The following is a 15,423-nucleotide window of genomic DNA, read 5'->3' as shown; positions in this document are numbered from 1 at the left end:
GCCAAGCAAAGTCCGTCCATCAATTTGCCGTTGGTGGCCGCGGCTGTGCGGGCTGTGGCGGCAGCAGCGGCTTGTCCTGCCGCTTCGACCAGTTTCCGTAATAGGCAACCGCCGTCATGATTGCGAGACCCGCGACGCTGACGCCGATCTGGCTCCAGATGGTGCCGGCGCTCATCATCAGAACGAAGTGTGCAGCGAACGACAGGAAGATGCCGACGCAGAACACTTGCAGCGATTGCTGGCCGCTCTTGATGAGAGGATCGAAGCCGATCCATTTCAGGCCCGCCCAGTCCTTGCGGATGAAGCGTGTCACCAGAAACGCTAGCGCCATGAAATGCAGGAAGCGGTAGGGCGCGAGGTTCGTCTTGTCGTTCGGATTGAACGTCTCGACGAGCCATGCCGGAAACAGCGCGCCGACGGCCGGGAAGCGGCCGGCAAGCGTCATCGGCAGCGCGAAGATAAGATAGAGCGCCGCGAGCCACAGGAGCGGTGTCAGGCGCGCGGCGACACGCACTTCGCGGATTCCCGCAAGCGCGATCCATGCGCCGAACACGAACAATAGTTGCCAGCAGAACGGATTGAAGTACCAGACGCCGGTCGGATAGGCCGACAGGTTCCAGCCGTGTTGCCGGGCCATGACGTAGAGCGCGAGCGAGCCCGTCATGGTGAGGTTCGGCCAGCGCAGCAACAGCCAGAGCACCGGCCCGAAGCAGGCCATCAGCACGATATAAAGCGGCAGCACATCGAGATTGAGCGGCTTGAAACGCAGCAGAAGCCCCTGCGTCATGGTCTCGATCGGGTTCTCGACGATGCCCGCGATGTTGAATTCGTGGATGATGTCGGGGTCGGAATAGCGCAGCGCCACCCAGCCGATTGCGGCGACGTAGATCACGAACAGCAGAACGTGCGCGACGTAGAGCTGCCACACTCGTTTGAACAGCCGCGTCACGCCGACGATGAAGCCGCGCTGGATCATCATCCGCGCGTAGACGAAGGAGGCGGTGTAGCCCGAGATGAAAACGAACAGATCGGCGGCGTCGCTGAAGCCGTAATTGCGCGTGGTGATCCAGTTCACCGCGTTGTTCGGAATGTGGTCGAGGTAGATCGCCCAGTTGGCGACACCCCGAAACAGGTCGAGGCGAAGGTCGCGGCCTTTCGGGATATTTCTGATGGTTTTCATCGGGATGGCGTCTCGAAGCCGTCAGGGCCGGGGGACGGAAGGGCGGGCCGGCACGGATTGTTACGCAACCGGAGTGCGGTTATATAGGGAGCCGCGCGGCCGCAAAAACAGCCGCGATCACCTGAATTTGCAAAGCCCCGATTTCAAGACCCAACTCAAGGCTCCGTGCGACCATGACAGCCCGTATCTTCAAGCCCGCCAAGAATGCCATGCAGTCCGGCAAGGCGCGGACCAAGGAATGGCAGCTCGATTTCGAGCCGGAAGTGCCGCGCGTGGTCGAGCCGCTGATGGGCTGGACGAGTTCGTCCGACATGAAGCAGCAGGTGAGCCTGCACTTTGTGACCAAGGAAGAGGCCATCGCCTATTGCGAGGCGAATGGCATCGCCTATGAGGTGGCCGAGCCGAAGGACTCGATCCGCCGCCGTGTCGCCTATGCGGACAACTTCGCCTTCCGCCGCAGCGAGCCCTGGACGCATTAAAGCAGGGACGGCCGACGCTAGCCGTCGACGCTGACGATGCTTTCGTTGGCGTGCGGACGCATCTGCAAGCGGAACAGGAGCGGATGTGATCGCCGCCGATAAATACGATGCATTGCGCGATTACCTGAAAGAGCGGACCGACGCCGAGTTCGTGCTTTCCTTCGAGGAGATCGAGGAGATCCTCGGTTTTGCGCTGTCGCGCAGTTCGCAGCGTGCGCGCTGGTGGGAGAAGGAACGCAATCCGCAGGATGCCATGCCGCAGCGGAATGCCATTCGCGACGGCGGCTATGAGGCGACGCGCCTTCCGGACGGCACCGGGGTGCGTTTCCGGCGGCTTGGCATCAAGCGAACCTACCGGCGGTAGCGGCGCGGGCGAGGCCGCTCCGGAGCCGGGTGCCGAAGGCTTCGCGGTGAGGAAAAAATCGTTCAAAGCAGACCGGCGGTTACTGGCGGTTCAGCCCCCGGATGGTATGAAACCAGCACGGTCCCGTAGCTCAACTGGATAGAGTAGCGGATTTCTACTCCGCGGGTTGCAGGTTCGAATCCTGCCGGGATCGCCATCAAAAATGCCCGTTAATACGGACTTCTTCCATTTTCTGCTTTGTGTTTGTGTTGCGGGTTGGCGTTACGTAATCCTTGTAAATCAAGGGCTTCGCGATTAGTCCTGACGTTGCCCGCAACATGGGTGCAACATTAAGATTCCAGTTCCGTTCTGGTGTCGGGACATGAAACAGCCCGCCGGCGAGCGTCACGCGGAGCACCGGTGCTACCATTTGGTAGGATATCTTTGCCGCGCAGTAAACGCGGCCTTATTTCATTGGGTATTTTATGACCAACGCACGTGATGCAGCCATCGTGTATGGCGTTTACATCAACCCAACAGCAAATTGGCGCAGCCTTATTGAGGCACAGCTTAAAGACGTTTCCCAGTTTGGCGTTCTCTCGGCGTGCGACCTATATGTGAGCGTAACAAACCCTTCCAGTACAGAAGGTGTGATGGAGTTTTTCAAAGGACTTCATCTACCGATTAAAAACCTAGAAATTTATACTGAGAACAGATTTGAATATCCTGCAATTGCTCGCGTATGGGATATTGCGGTCAGCTCGTCAAACTACAAATACATTGGATATTTGCATACTAAGGGAATGAGCTACGCCAAAAAGGAGCGAGACAGGCTCGAAGCAGCACTAACGTTCCACACTTTTTCACAATGGCAGAAAATCTTTCGGCTCTTTGAGAGCAATCCCTCAATAGAGAAAATTGGAGTATTTCCTGCGTACGATGGCGAGCTTAGGGGCTGGATATGGTTCAATTTTTGGTGGTCACGGGCGAAGTATATACGCAACTTACCAAAGCCAGCCGTTGATCCGAACAGGTACTATTACGAGGGATGGTTGTCTCGCCAAGCTCAAACGGACAATAACACATACTCACTTTTATCAGATGATTTCTCGTCATACACTGCCTATGAAGCGGTGGAACATCTGCGCGACCTTCGATGGAAAGCTCGATACGGTGTGCTTTATAGACTTCGGAAGTCCGCTCAATATTTACGCGACATTCGAAGGTTGTGGTAGAGGCGCGTGACTTCGAAACTTCTAAAAATAATCAGAGCTGTTACCGGGCGCGATTTCTCATCGAAGTATTGCAAGACTGCGAGTCTAGGATTGGAAGTCTTTTCCTCACCTGATGACACGCGCTTCGCTCAGATTTTTTCTCAACACTCAGGCCGCTTTGTTGCGAAGTGGGATCAGTACCTGCCGGTCTATGACGATTATATCGGTGGGGCCCTTGAGATATTCGGACCATCACTCAAGCTTCTCGAGATCGGAGTTTTCGACGGAGGCTCGTTAGAACTTTGACGGAAGTATCTCGGCAATGACGCTACAATTTTCGGGATTGATATTGATCCGAGATGCGCTTCGTTATTCGATCCGCCCAACCAAGTCAGGATTGGGTCGCAGGAAGATCCCGCTTTCTTGGATGCGATTGTAGATGAAATGGGTGGTATACAAGTCGTTCTTGATGACGGTTCCCACTTTGGACGTCACCAAGAGGCAAGCTTTAAACATCTATTCCCCAAGCTTCCTGACGGCGGACTTTATATCATTGAGGACCTACACGCAGCATACTGGCCTTCGTTCGAAGGAGGCTATCGGAAGGCAGGAACTGGGATTGAGATGATAAAGTCTCTCATCGGCGACATGCATCACAATTATCATGATGAGAAGATTGGGTTCTCACGCTCGATAGCAAGCCTGCATGTTTTCGACAGCATTACAGTTATTCAAAAACGACGACCTCTGAGGTTCAGGTCGTGTAACGCTGGTAAGAAAGAGTAATTTTTATACGATGCGCCATGATGTGATTGGGCGCGCAAAGGCAGTTTAATTATGAGCAGACTCAGCCAGCCTTCGTTAGGCTGACGTTGATTTCTATGCCAAGCAGCTAAGTTTGTCACAAAGCGCTGACGCCGACCGGCTTGGCAAACTCAATACCTCCAGGAATGGAAGCTGGTTTGTCCGAGCGAGACACCGGTAAAAAGTCCCGCTCATGGCGAGCCGATCAAGATTCCTAACTTTATTTTTCCAAGTGGTTCGAGCCAGGTCGAAAGCCATTCAAACTTGGTCGTCATAATCTCGGCCCGATCTTGATTCTGGCTGGCCTGTCCGGAATCGGACCCCTCGAATCCTGCCGGGATCGCCATTTCCCTGAAAAATCGATTTAAGATCAAGCAGACAGAGCAATAAAACTCATCTTCCTGCAAAACTTGAATTGTCTCGCTGCATACCGCCGTATCGGGGCGTGACCGATCGGCTTTTACCTCGCCTTTCGTGCGCCCGCGCGATGGCTCTGCTGAAAACGATCTATTTTCGCGAGCTGTTCTGTTCCCGAAACGGGACAAACCATGGTGCGAGCGGGCACCAATGAGGGGCCGTTTGGCAACACTTGCGGCCTTTGTGCAACGCCCAGTCCCCGGGCGATTGTCGCCTAAGTGGTTTCATCGTATGCGAAACTCATGATCGATATGGTGCAGCGCCGCGGATTTGGTCGCCCGCCGGCCCCCGAGAACGAGGGCGGCAGGCTCACGCCGGTGCTCGACGCCGTTTCGCGGACGCATACCCGCGCGATCGCCTTTCTCGTGGCCTGCGGCTTCCTGTTTTTCCTGCCGGGCCTGTTCAACATCGGTCCGATCGATCGCGACGAGGCGCGCTTTGCGCAGGCCTCGAAGCAGATGGTCGAAACGGGTGATCTGGTCGACATCCGCTTCCAGGACGAGGTCCGCTACAAGAAGCCGGTCGGGATTTACTGGCTGCAGTCGGCCGCCGTTCAGACGGCATCGAAGCTCGGCCTGCCGAATTCGCAGATCCGCATCTGGCTCTATCGCGTGCCGTCGCTGTTCGGTGCGATCGGCGCCGTGCTCCTGACCTACTGGACGGCGCTCGCCTTCGTCACGCGGCGTGGTGCGGTGCTCGCGGGGCTTGCGATGTGCAGTTCGGTGCTGCTCGGCATCGAGGCGCGGCTTGCAACGACCGATGCCGTTTTGCTTCTCACCACGACGGCCGTGATGGGCGCGCTCGCGCGTGTCTATCTCTCGTGGCAGCGCGGCGAGGCGTTCGTGCGCGGCGCGTGGGCCATGCCCGCTATCTTCTGGACCGCGGTGGCGGCGAGCGTTCTGGTAAAAGGCCCACTGATCTTTCTGATTGTCGGCCTCACCATCGTGACGCTCGGCGTCTTCGACCGCTCGGTGCAGTGGCTGCGGCGGCTTCGTCCGGTGCCGGGACTGATCTGGATGCTGATCCTGATCGTGCCGTGGTTCGTCGCGATCTATCTGAAGTCCGGCGGCTCGTTCTTCACCAATTCCGTCGGCGGCGACATGCTGAGCAAGGTGGCGGCGGCGCAGGAGTCTCACGGCGCGCCGCCCGGCCTCTATTTCATTTTGTTCTGGGTGACGTTCTGGCCGGCCTCGACGCTCGCGGGCGTGGCCGCGCCCGCGGTGTGGCGGGCGAGGCGCGAGCCCGGCGCGCAATTCCTGCTCGCCTGGCTGGTGCCGACCTGGATCGTTTTCGAACTCATCATCACCAAGCTGCCGCACTATGTGTTGCCGCTTTATCCCGCCATCGCAATCCTGATCGTCGGCGCGCTGCAAAGCCATGCGCTGTCGCGCTGGTCGTGGATCGTGCGCGGTGCTGCGTGGTGGTTCGTGTTTCCGGCCATCGTTGCGGTCGGCGCGATCGTGCTGAGCATCTCGGTGCTGAAGCAGCCGGTGTTTGCGGCGTGGCCGTTCGGCGCGGCCGCGATGGTGTTCGGGCTGTTCGCCTGGTGGATGTATGACGACGCCAATGCGGAGCGCTCGGTGCTCAACGGCGCGTTGGCCTCGCTTGCGCTAAGTGCCTGCGTGTTCGGCATCGTGTTGCCGGCGCTGACGCCGCTGTTTCCGAGCGTGCAGATTGCGCGCGCGCTCCGCAATGTCGAGTGCAAGGGCCCGCTTGCCGCCGCCGCGGGCTATCAGGAGCCGAGCCTTGTCTTCATGGTCGGCACCCAGACGCTGCTGACCAACGGTAGCGGCGCGGCTGACTTCCTGCAGCAGGGAAGCTGCCGGTTTGCACTTGTGGAGTCGCGCGACGAGAGGGCGTTCGCCCAGCGTGCCGAGGCGATCGGCTTGCGCTACTCCATCGTGAAACGGATCGAGGGTTACAACATCTCGCAAGGCCGCGATGTGTCGATTGCCGTGTTCACCTCTGAGTGGGATCACTGACGTGACGGCGCGCCGCCTTCGCTCATGAACCTCTCGCACACCATGGCGACTGCCTCGCGTGGCGTGGCGCGGCTGTTCGGGCCGCCCGCGCATGAGCATCGCTTTGCGGCCCGGCGCAGGCTTGCACGTCATACACTGTGGGCGGTGACGCTTGGCGGGATCGCGCTGCTGGCGCTGATGGCCGTCATCGATGTGCCGGAAATCCGCCTGATGCCGCCGCGCGGCACCTCCTCGCTATGGCCGGTCCGCATCATCACCGACTTCGGCAAGACGCGTTATGTCCTGACGGTGCTCGGCGCCGGCACCTGCGCTGCAGTTCTTGTAAGCATGGTCCTGAAAGGGCAGGCGGCAGCCCGGATGCTCGGCCTTTCCGGGCGGCTGGCCTTTCTGTTCCTCGCGGGCGCGGTCCCTGCAATGATCGGCGAAATCCTGAAAGGCGTGATCGGGCGCGGGCGGCCGTTCGTCGGCGGCGCACCTGACGCGTTTCATTATAATCCGTTCGCCTGGACCGAGGCCTATGCAAGCCTGCCGTCCGGCCACGCGATCACGGCGTTCGCGTTGGCTTTCGCGGTGTCGGCGCTGGCGCCACGATGGGCGGTGCTGATGTGGGTCTATGCGGGGCTGATTGCGGTGAGCCGCCTCGTTCTGCTCGCGCATCACCCAAGCGACGTACTTGCCGGTGCCATTGTCGGCATCATCGGCGCAATGGCGGTGCGTTACTGGTTTGCCGCCCGCAATCTCATCTTCACAATCGGCCCGGATGGTGCCGTCAAGCCGGTATCCGAAGGGCAGGCCGTCGCTTGAAGGGGGTTGCCCGCGGGCGTTACGGCTCATAAAAGCGCCGGACATGCGGGCCGCCCGGCGTAGGCGGTGCCGGAGCAAGGAACGATGATCGAAACATTGCCATCCGTGAGCAGCGTCGAACCGGCGGTATCGGTTGTCGTCCCTGTCCGTAACGAGGAAAACAATATCGGGCCGCTGATCGACGAGATCGACACCGCGCTCGGCAAGCAGTGGCCCTACGAGATCATCTACGTCAACGACGGCTCCACTGATGGCACAGGCGATCGGTTGGCGCAGCGTGCGCAGGGGCGGAACAACCTTCGCCAGATCCGCCATGAGAAATCGGCCGGTCAGTCGGCTGCGGTGCGGACCGGCGTGCGCGCGGCGCGTGGCGCGATCGTCGTGACGCTCGACGGCGACGGGCAGAACAATCCCGCATTTCTTCCCGCGCTGATCCTCGCGATCGAGCAGGGCGAGGGCAAAGTCGGGCTTGCGGCCGGGCAAAGGGTCGGCCGGCAGGACACGACGTTCAAGAAATGGCAGTCGCGTGTCGCCAACGCCGTGCGCAACGCCATCCTCAAGGACGGCACCCGCGACACCGGTTGCGGGCTGAAAGGCTTTCGCCGCGAGGTGTTTCTGGCGCTGCCTTATTTCGACGGGCTGCATCGGTTTCTCCCGGCGCTGGTGCGCCGCGAGGGCTATGACATCGTCTATGTCGATGTGATCGACCGGCCGCGCCGCTCGGGCGTGTCCAATTACGGCTTCTTTGACCGGCTATGGGTCGGCGTGATGGACCTCGCCGGGGTATGGTGGCTGATCCATCGCAAGAAGTCAAAACCGGTGGCGACCGAGGTTCGCTGATGCTGATCCAGTTCGGCCAGGCGTTTCACGATTATCTGTACGATGTGTTCGTCGCCAAGTTTGATTTCTGGCTGGCGTTCGGGCTCATCGCGCAGCTTCTGTTCACCGCGCGTTTCCTCGTGCAGTGGATTTCGAGCGAACGCGCCGGGCAGAGCGTGGTGCCGATGGCGTTCTGGTTCTTCTCGATGGGCGGCGGCGTGATGACGCTGATCTACGGCATCGCCAAGCGTGAGCCGATCATCATCCTCGGCCAGTCGCTCGCGACCGTGATCTACATCCGCAACATCATGCTGATTTTGAAGAATCGCGCGCGCGCCTCGAAGACGCTCGATAATTAGAGCTTTGACGCGTTTTCTTCACGCGAACCGGTTTCCACTTCGCTTGAAAACGCTTTAGACCTGACGCGCGGCGTTGAAGGCGGCAAAGCCGTTCTCGAGATCGGCCTTGAGGTCGTCGAGATCTTCAAGCCCGATATGCAGGCGCAGCGTCGGTCCGCCCGGCGCCCATGCTGTTGCCGTACGATATTCGCTGCAGTCGAACGGCACGACGAGGCTTTCAAACCCGCCCCACGAATAGCCCATGCCGAACAGCGTGAGCGTATCGAGGAACGCATCGACCGCTTTCGCCGTCGTCGGTTTCAGTACGACACTGAAAAGGCCGCTCGCGCCGGTGAAGTCGCGTTTCCAGATCGCATGACCGGGATCGCTCTCAAGCGCGGGATAGAGCACACGATCCACTTCCGGCCGTGCCGCGAACCATTTCGCCATTGCGAGCGCGGACGCCTGATGTTGCGCGAGTCGCACCTTGAGTGTGCGCAGACCCCGCAGTGCAAGAAACACATCGTCGGGTCCGCAGCAGACGCCGAGCAGGCGGATCGAGTCCAGCACCAGTGGCCATCCGACCTTGTTGGCGGCGATGGTGCCGAACATGATGTCGGAGTGGCCTCCGATATATTTCGTCGCGGCTTGAATCGAAATGTCCACGCCCTGATCGAGCGAGCGATGATAGAGTGGCGTCGCCCAGGTGTTGTCGTCGATCACCAGCGCGCCCTTGCTGTGGGCGATCCCGGCAATCGCGGGAATGTCGCTCATCTCGAAGGACTGCGAACCCGGGGCCTCGACGAGCACGGCGCGGGTGTTGGGCTTGAACAGCGTCGCAATGCCGCTGCCGATCAAGGGATCGAAATAGGTCGTCTCGACGCCGTAGCGCGCCAGCATGCCGTCGCAGAACGAGCGCGTCGGGCGATAGGCATTGTCGGTCACCAGAAGGTGATCGCCTGCCTTCAAAACGGCAAGCAGCGCGGTGGTGATGGCGGCGACGCCGGAAGGCGCAAGACCGACGCCGGCGCAATTGTCGCCTTCGAGCGCCATCAGCGCCTCGCGCAGCGCCTTGGTGGTCGGTGTTCCGTGGCGGCCATATTGATATTCGCCGCGATGGGCATGGATATCCGCGGCGGTCGGATAGAGCACCGTCGAGCCACGCACCACGGGCGGATTGATAAAGCCGCGCTGCGCTGCCGTGTCGCGCCCCGCGGTCACGAGGGTCGTTGCGGTGCGGTGGCGGGGAGGTTTTGTGCCGGACGGGGTTTTCATCGCATGCAATAAGGCGTCCGCCGCAACAAAGGTCAACCCCCGCATGAACCTGCGGAAATTCGCGCCGGGATGCCCCGTGGACGGGCAGGGGCCGGATATTGGCCAGCCGTGCGGAGACGTGTATCAGGGACGGGCGCGTTTCACAGCCGGAAAGGTCTTTTCATGAAATATGGATGGTTCGGTATCGTGATGACCTCGCTGATCGTCGGAGGTCTTGCGCCGGCAAGTGCGCAGACGCTGAAGACGATCAAGGACCGCGGCGTGCTGAGCTGCGGCGTCAGCCAGGGCTTGCCCGGCTTTTCCGCGCCCGACGACACCGGCAAATGGAGCGGCCTCGATGTCGACTTCTGCCGGGCGCTGTCTGCTGCAATTTTCAACGACCCGCTCAAGGTGAAATTCGTTCCGCTCTCCGCCAAGGATCGCTTCACGGCGCTGCAGTCGGGCGAGATCGATGTGCTGTCGCGCAACACGACATGGAGCATGTCGCGCGATACCTCGCTCGGGCTGAACTTCACTGCGGTGATGTATTACGACGGGCAGGGCTTTCTGGTCCGCAAGTCGCTGAAGGTGAACTCGGCGCTCGAACTCAACGGCGCATCGGTCTGTGTGCAGACCGGCACCACCAACGAGCAGAACCTTGCAGATTACTTCCGCGCCAACGGAATGAAATATGAAGTGGTGGCGTTCGCGACCGCCGACGAAACCATGAAGGCTTATGAATCCGGCCGCTGCGATGCATTCACCTCCGACGTCTCGCAGCTTTATGCCGAACGCCTGAAGCTCACCGTGCCGGACGATCATGCGGTGCTGCCGGACATCATCTCCAAGGAACCGCTCGGGCCGGTGGTTCGTCACGGCGACGACCAGTGGTTCGACATCGTGAAGTGGACGCTGTTCGCGCTTCTCAACGCCGAGGAGCTTGCGGTGACGCAGAAGAACGTCGGCGACATGGTGAAGTCCAACAAGCCGGAGATTGCGCGGCTGCTTGGCTCCGACGGCAATTTCGGCGAGCAACTCGGCCTCACCAAGGATTGGGTGGTGCGGATCGTGAAGGCGGTCGGCAATTACGGCGAGTCGTTCGATCGGAACGTCGGTGCCGGCTCCAAGCTGCGGATCTCGCGCGGACTGAACAAGCTCTGGAATCAGGGCGGCATCCAGTACGCGCCGCCAGTCCGCTGATCTGCGGACGGTGACGATGGCAGCCGCGCCGCGTCCGCCTCCGTTCCGGCCACTCGCGCGCCTCTCGCGCATCCTGTCCGGTGGCACCGGCTGGAAGGGCATGGTCGGGCAGGTCGTGTTCGCGGCGCTGCTCGCGTGGCTCGCTTACGACATCGTCACCAACGCGCAGGCGAACCTGCAGGCGCAGCGCGTCGCATCGGGCTTCGGCTTCCTGTCGAGTTCGGCAGGCTTCGGCGTCAGTCAGGCGCTGATTTCCTACTCGGAAGCCGACAGCTACTTTCGGGTGTTTGAGGTCGGCCTGCTCAACACGCTGCTCGTCTCCGCAATCGGCATCGTGTTTGCGACCGTGATCGGCTTTGCGGTCGCGATCGCGCGGCTGTCGCCGAACTGGCTGCTGGCGCGGCTTGCCGCCGGTTATGTCGAAGTGATCCGCAACCTGCCGCTCTTGTTTCAACTGCTGTTCTGGTATCTCGCTGTGCTGGCTGCGCTGCCAAACCCGCGCCAGAGTCTGTCGGTGTTCGGCGTCGCATTCCTCAACAATCGCGGCTTCGTGGTGCCGCAGATGCTGGCTGAGCCCGGCGCTCGTGTTTTCATGGTGGCGATTGTCGTTGCGATCATCGCCTCGCTGGCGATGGTGATTGTCGCGCGGCGGCGGCTTTATCGCCGAGGTGAGCGGCTGCGCATCTGGCCGTTCGTGCTGGTGCTTCTCATCGGGCTGCCGCTTCTCAGCATCGTGCTGTTCGGCGCACCAGTGCGGTTCGATATGCCCGTGCTGCGCGGCTTCAACTTTGCGGGCGGCATGCGGATCACGACGGAGCTTGTTGCGCTTGCGATTTCGCTGTCGACCTACACCGCAGCCTTCATTGCGGAAGTGGTGCGCGGCGGTCTCTTGGCGGTGCCGAAGGGGCAGACGGAGGCGGGCGCCTCGCTCGGCCTGTCGCGCGGGGCGATCCTGCGGCTCGTCATTATTCCGCAGGCGATGCGGGTCATCCTGCCGCCACTGACCAATCAGTATCTCAACCTCATCAAGAACTCCTCGCTCGCGGTCGCGATCGGCTATCCCGACCTGTTCTCGGTGTTCGCAGGCACGGCGCTGAGCCAGACCGGGCAGGCGGTCGAGATCATTGCCATGACGATGGCGGTCTATCTCGCGATCTCGCTGGTGACGAGCGCGATCATGAATTTCTACGGCTGGCGTATCGACCGGAGCCTGCGCGCATGAGCAATGGCACCGACACGAACTTCGTGCGTGGCGCGCTCGCTCCCGAGCGGCAGCCGCCGGTCGTCACCACCGGCATCATCGGCTTGATGCGCACGCGGCTGTTCAATTCGCCGACCAACATTCTTCTGACGTTGATCAGCGCGGTGGTGTTGTGGTTGTTGCTGGTACCGACCATCCGCTTTCTGTTTATCGATGCGGTGTGGCAGGGCAGCGACCGCACTGCTTGCCTCGCGGAAAACGCAGGCCATCCGGTCGGCGCGTGCTGGCCGTTCATCCAGGCGAAGTTCACGCAGCTGATCTACGGCTTCTATCCCGAGGATCAGCGCTGGCGCGCCAATCTGACATTTGCGCTGGCCGTGCTGTTGCTCGCGCCGCTACTGGTGCCGAAAATCCCGCACAAGGCGCTCAACGCCGCATTGTTCTTCATCGCGTTCCCGTTCCTCGCCTTCTTCCTGCTCCATGGCGGCGGGCTCGACGGCTTCGCGTTCTACTGGATCGCCGAATTGTTCGGCGCGGCGTGGACACCCTCGCTCACGCGCTTCTGGTTCGACTTCAGCATGACGGCGGCGTTCGTCACGATGGCCATGCTGTGGTTTGGCGGCGGCTGGCCGAACGGTCGGCGCGCCGCGCTGTCATCCGCACTGACGTTCGCCGGGATTGCCGTCGTCATCGTCGCGCTGCGGCTCGATCAGGGCGGGCTGCCGATTGTCGATACGCGGCAATGGGGCGGCCTGCTGGTGACGCTCGTTGTCTCCGTCACCGGCATTGTCGCGTCGATGCCGGTCGGCATTGCGCTTGCGCTCGGGCGTACCTCGCGCATTCCGCTGCTGCGCGCCTTCTCGGTGATGTTCATCGAATTCTGGCGCGGCGTGCCGCTGATTACCGTGCTGTTCTTCGCGACCTACATGCTGCCGCTGTTTCTGCCGGGCGATTTCACCATCGACGCGCTGGTGCGCGTGCTGGTCGGCATTGCGCTGTTCGCGGGCGCCTACAACGCCGAAGTCATTCGCGGCGGGCTGCTCGCGATCCCGCGCGGACAACGCGAGGCGGCGAATGCGCTTGGCCTGTCTTACTGGAAGACGACCGGCCTTATCGTGCTGCCGCAGGCGCTGCGGCATGTCATTCCAAGCCTCGTCAACAGTTTCATCGCGCTGTTCAAGGACACCACGCTCGTTCTCATCGTCGCGCTGTTCGATTTGCTCGGCCAGTTGCGTGCGACATTTGCCGATCCCGTCTGGGCGACGCCGACGACGCTGTTCACCGGCTTTGCTTTCACCGGCATCATCTACTGGATAGGCTGCTTTGCGATGTCGCGTTATTCGTTGTTCGTCGAGCGCCGCCTCGATCCGCACCGCCGCTAACCGGAGTTTGTATGGCCGCCGATCCGATCATCCGCATCGAGAAGCTGAACAAATGGTTCGGCGCTTTCCACGTTCTGCGCGATATCGATCTGTCCGTCGCGCGGCGGGAGCGGATCGTGATCTGCGGGCCGTCGGGTTCGGGCAAATCGACGTTGATCCGCTGCATCAATGCGCTGGAAGAATTTCAGGAAGGAACCGTTACCGTCGACGGCATCGAGCTTGGCCCCAACCTCAAGCGTGTCGACGAAGTCCGCCGCGAGATCGGCATGGTGTTCCAGAGCTTCAATCTGTTTCCGCATCTGACCGTGCTGGAGAACTGCACGCTGGCGCCGATCTGGGTTCGCAATATGCCGCAGAAAGAGGCCGAGGCGGCGGCGATGCGTTATCTCGAACGGGTACGGATTCCCGAACAGGCGCACAAATATCCGGGGCAGATTTCCGGCGGCCAGCAGCAGCGCGTGGCGATTGCGCGTGCGCTGACGATGAATCCGAAGGTGATGCTGTTCGACGAGCCGACCTCGGCGCTCGATCCGGAAATGGTCAAGGAGGTGCTCGACACCATCGTCGACCTCGCCAATGACGGCATGACCATGCTGGTCGTCACGCATGAAATGGGGTTTGCCCGCGAGGTCGCCGACCGCGTGGTGTTCATGGATATGGGGCAGGTGATCGAAGTCAACGCGCCGGACGAGTTTTTCAGCCACCCGCGCCATGAGCGGACGAAGCTGTTCTTGAGTCAGATTTTGCGGTGAGTATCCGCGACACGGTCATTCCGGACAGGTCGCGCAGCGGGCTGATCCGGAATCTCGAAGGATTTGTCCGAAGCCATTCGGAGATTCCGGGTTCGCGCGCAAATGCGCGCGTCCCGGAATGACGTAAAATCAGACCTTCTCGTAAGGCACGCTGATCGCGCTGGTCTTCTCCAGCCACTCCGGCACCGGCAAATTCTTCGAGCGCATGAAGTCCGGGTTGAACAGCTTCGACTGGTAGCGCGTGCCGTAGTCGCATAGCACCGTCACGATGGTGTGGCCGGGGCCGAGCTCCTTCGCCATGCGGATCGCGCCCGCGATGTTGATGCCCGACGAGCCGCCGAGGCACAGCCCCTCATGCTCGAGGAGATCGAACACGATCTGCACCGCTTCCGCGTCCTGAATCTGATAGGCACGATCGATCGGCGCGCCTTCGAGATTGGCGGTGATGCGGCTCTGGCCGATGCCTTCGGTGATCGATGAGCCCTCGGCCTTGAGAACGCCCGTGGTGTAGTAGCTGTAGAGCGAAGCGCCCATCGGGTCGGCGAGGCCGATCTGGATTTTGGGGTTCTTCGCCTTGAGGCCCATCGCCGTGCCCGCGAGCGTGCCGCCGGTGCCGACTGCTGAGACGAAGCCGTCGACCTTGCCGTCGGTCTGCTCCCAGATTTCCGGCGCCGTCGTCTCGATATGCGCCACGCGGTTCGCGACATTATCGAACTGGTTGGCCCACACCGCGCCGTTCGGCTCGCTCTTCGCAAGCTGCTCGGCGAGGCGGCCCGACAGGCGGACGTAATTGTTCGGGTTGGAATAGGGTGCGGCCGGCACTTCGACGAGCTGTGCGCCGCATAGCCGCAGCATGTCCTTCTTTTCCTGGCTCTGCGTCTCCGGAATGACGATCACGGTGCGGAAGCCGAGCGCATTGGCGACCAGCGCCAGCCCGATCCCGGTATTGCCCGCGGTGCCTTCGACGATCAGGCCGCCGGGCTTCAACGTGCCGCGCTCCATCGCGTCGCGGATCATGAACAGCGCCGCGCGGTCTTTCACCGATTGTCCGGGGTTCATGAACTCGGCTTTGCCGAGAATGTTGCAGCCAGTCTCCTCGGACGCGCGCTTGAGCTTGATGAGCGGCGTGTTGCCGATGGCTTCGATGACGTCTTGACGGATTTGCATGGGGATCAGACAGAAAAGGAAAGGGTCAGTTCAACCTAGTCGCCGTTGCGCGGGTCGACAAGCCTGCCGGTGAGATGCTGCTCTGTG

The 15,423-nt window shown here is 61.0% G+C and carries 14 protein-coding genes and 1 tRNA gene; 12 read left to right on the top strand and 3 right to left on the bottom strand.

Annotated elements, in window-relative coordinates:
- Positions 1–19: 19 nt before the first annotated feature.
- Complete coding sequence (locus OCA5_RS09975) at positions 20–1,180, bottom strand: OpgC family protein (RefSeq protein ID WP_012563189.1); 1,161 nt, start codon at positions 1,178–1,180, stop codon at positions 20–22.
- Between the two features lie 173 nt (positions 1,181–1,353).
- Between OCA5_RS09975 and OCA5_RS09970 the strand changes: the two genes are divergently transcribed.
- The 8 genes from OCA5_RS09970 (at position 1,354) to OCA5_RS09925 (ending at position 8,401) form a co-directional block, all read left to right on the top strand.
- Positions 1,354–1,659 (top strand): ETC complex I subunit, encoded by a 306-nt coding sequence (locus OCA5_RS09970; protein ID WP_012563190.1) that lies wholly within the window; start codon positions 1,354–1,356, stop codon positions 1,657–1,659.
- Positions 1,660–1,744: 85 nt separating this feature from the next.
- Complete coding sequence (locus OCA5_RS09965) at positions 1,745–2,023, top strand: DUF7662 domain-containing protein (RefSeq protein WP_012563191.1); 279 nt, start codon at positions 1,745–1,747, stop codon at positions 2,021–2,023.
- A gap of 119 nt (positions 2,024–2,142) precedes the next feature.
- Positions 2,143–2,219 (top strand) — tRNA-Arg (locus OCA5_RS09960).
- Between the two features lie 268 nt (positions 2,220–2,487).
- Positions 2,488–3,237 carry a hypothetical protein gene (locus OCA5_RS18815; protein ID WP_013913133.1) on the top strand — a complete coding sequence of 250 codons (750 nt, stop codon included), beginning with the start codon at positions 2,488–2,490 and terminating at the stop codon, positions 3,235–3,237.
- 1,442 nt (positions 3,238–4,679) lie between these two features.
- A complete protein-coding gene (locus OCA5_RS09940) occupies positions 4,680–6,419 on the top strand; it encodes an ArnT family glycosyltransferase (protein WP_013913130.1) in 1,740 nt (579 codons plus the stop codon).
- A 24-nt stretch (positions 6,420–6,443) separates the two neighbouring features.
- A complete protein-coding gene (locus OCA5_RS09935) occupies positions 6,444–7,223 on the top strand; it encodes a phosphatase PAP2 family protein (RefSeq protein WP_012563196.1) in 780 nt (259 codons plus the stop codon).
- A gap of 84 nt (positions 7,224–7,307) precedes the next feature.
- On the top strand, positions 7,308–8,063 hold the full coding sequence (locus OCA5_RS09930) for a glycosyltransferase family 2 protein (protein ID WP_012563197.1): 756 nt from the start codon (positions 7,308–7,310) through the stop codon (positions 8,061–8,063).
- Positions 8,063–8,401, top strand: coding sequence for a lipid-A-disaccharide synthase N-terminal domain-containing protein (locus OCA5_RS09925; RefSeq protein ID WP_012563198.1), 339 nt, complete (start codon positions 8,063–8,065; stop codon positions 8,399–8,401). The genes OCA5_RS09930 and OCA5_RS09925 overlap by 1 nt, the downstream gene beginning before the upstream one ends.
- A 54-nt stretch (positions 8,402–8,455) precedes the next feature.
- Here the strand turns inward: OCA5_RS09925 and metC are convergent, their stop codons facing one another.
- Positions 8,456–9,655, bottom strand: a complete 1,200-nt coding sequence (metC, locus tag OCA5_RS09920; protein WP_013913129.1) for a cystathionine beta-lyase — start codon at positions 9,653–9,655, stop codon at positions 8,456–8,458.
- Between the two features lie 162 nt (positions 9,656–9,817).
- Between metC and OCA5_RS09915 the strand changes: the two genes are divergently transcribed.
- Genes OCA5_RS09915 through OCA5_RS09900 form a run of 4 tightly spaced genes read left to right on the top strand, consistent with a single transcriptional unit; the run spans position 9,818 to position 14,169 of the window.
- Positions 9,818–10,834, top strand: coding sequence for an amino acid ABC transporter substrate-binding protein (locus OCA5_RS09915; RefSeq protein ID WP_012563200.1), 1,017 nt, complete (start codon positions 9,818–9,820; stop codon positions 10,832–10,834).
- A gap of 16 nt (positions 10,835–10,850) precedes the next feature.
- Positions 10,851–12,056 carry an amino acid ABC transporter permease gene (locus OCA5_RS09910; RefSeq protein ID WP_012563201.1) on the top strand — a complete coding sequence of 402 codons (1,206 nt, stop codon included), beginning with the start codon at positions 10,851–10,853 and terminating at the stop codon, positions 12,054–12,056.
- Positions 12,053–13,417 (top strand): amino acid ABC transporter permease, encoded by a 1,365-nt coding sequence (locus tag OCA5_RS09905; RefSeq protein WP_012563202.1) that lies wholly within the window; start codon positions 12,053–12,055, stop codon positions 13,415–13,417. Before OCA5_RS09910 ends, OCA5_RS09905 begins: the two co-directional genes overlap by 4 nt.
- Before the next feature lie 11 nt (positions 13,418–13,428).
- Entirely contained in the window at positions 13,429–14,169 is a 741-nt protein-coding gene (locus OCA5_RS09900; RefSeq protein ID WP_012563203.1) for an amino acid ABC transporter ATP-binding protein, read from the top strand.
- A 129-nt stretch (positions 14,170–14,298) separates the two neighbouring features.
- Here the strand turns inward: OCA5_RS09900 and OCA5_RS09895 are convergent, their stop codons facing one another.
- Positions 14,299–15,336, bottom strand: coding sequence for a cysteine synthase A (locus OCA5_RS09895; RefSeq protein WP_012563205.1), 1,038 nt, complete (start codon positions 15,334–15,336; stop codon positions 14,299–14,301).
- Between the last annotated feature and the right edge of the window lie 87 nt (positions 15,337–15,423).

Origin of the sequence: Afipia carboxidovorans OM5 (genome assembly GCF_000218565.1) — a bacterium.
Taxonomy (GTDB): Bacteria; Pseudomonadota; Alphaproteobacteria; order Rhizobiales; family Xanthobacteraceae; genus Afipia; species Afipia carboxidovorans.
The sequence above is the reverse complement of the archived record's forward strand: the minus strand, read 5'-3'. Positions and strand labels throughout refer to the sequence as shown.

Bases quoted from the DNA above. Each gene is read 5' to 3' on its own strand.
- OCA5_RS09975 (WP_012563189.1), bottom strand. From the start codon at position 1,180: ATGAAAACCATCAGAAATATCCCGAAAGGCCGCGACCTTCGCCTCGAC.
- OCA5_RS09900 (WP_012563203.1), top strand. From the start codon at position 13,429: ATGGCCGCCGATCCGATCATCCGCATCGAGAAGCTGAACAAATGGTTC.
- OCA5_RS09935 (WP_012563196.1), top strand. From the start codon at position 6,444: ATGAACCTCTCGCACACCATGGCGACTGCCTCGCGTGGCGTGGCGCGG.
- OCA5_RS18815 (WP_013913133.1), top strand. From the start codon at position 2,488: ATGACCAACGCACGTGATGCAGCCATCGTGTATGGCGTTTACATCAAC.
- metC (WP_013913129.1), bottom strand. From the start codon at position 9,655: ATGAAAACCCCGTCCGGCACAAAACCTCCCCGCCACCGCACCGCAACG.
- OCA5_RS09925 (WP_012563198.1), top strand. From the start codon at position 8,063: ATGCTGATCCAGTTCGGCCAGGCGTTTCACGATTATCTGTACGATGTG.
- OCA5_RS09895 (WP_012563205.1), bottom strand. From the start codon at position 15,336: ATGCAAATCCGTCAAGACGTCATCGAAGCCATCGGCAACACGCCGCTC.
- OCA5_RS09910 (WP_012563201.1), top strand. From the start codon at position 10,851: ATGGCAGCCGCGCCGCGTCCGCCTCCGTTCCGGCCACTCGCGCGCCTC.
- OCA5_RS09970 (WP_012563190.1), top strand. From the start codon at position 1,354: ATGACAGCCCGTATCTTCAAGCCCGCCAAGAATGCCATGCAGTCCGGC.
- OCA5_RS09905 (WP_012563202.1), top strand. From the start codon at position 12,053: ATGAGCAATGGCACCGACACGAACTTCGTGCGTGGCGCGCTCGCTCCC.
- OCA5_RS09940 (WP_013913130.1), top strand. From the start codon at position 4,680: ATGATCGATATGGTGCAGCGCCGCGGATTTGGTCGCCCGCCGGCCCCC.
- OCA5_RS09930 (WP_012563197.1), top strand. From the start codon at position 7,308: ATGATCGAAACATTGCCATCCGTGAGCAGCGTCGAACCGGCGGTATCG.
- OCA5_RS09915 (WP_012563200.1), top strand. From the start codon at position 9,818: ATGAAATATGGATGGTTCGGTATCGTGATGACCTCGCTGATCGTCGGA.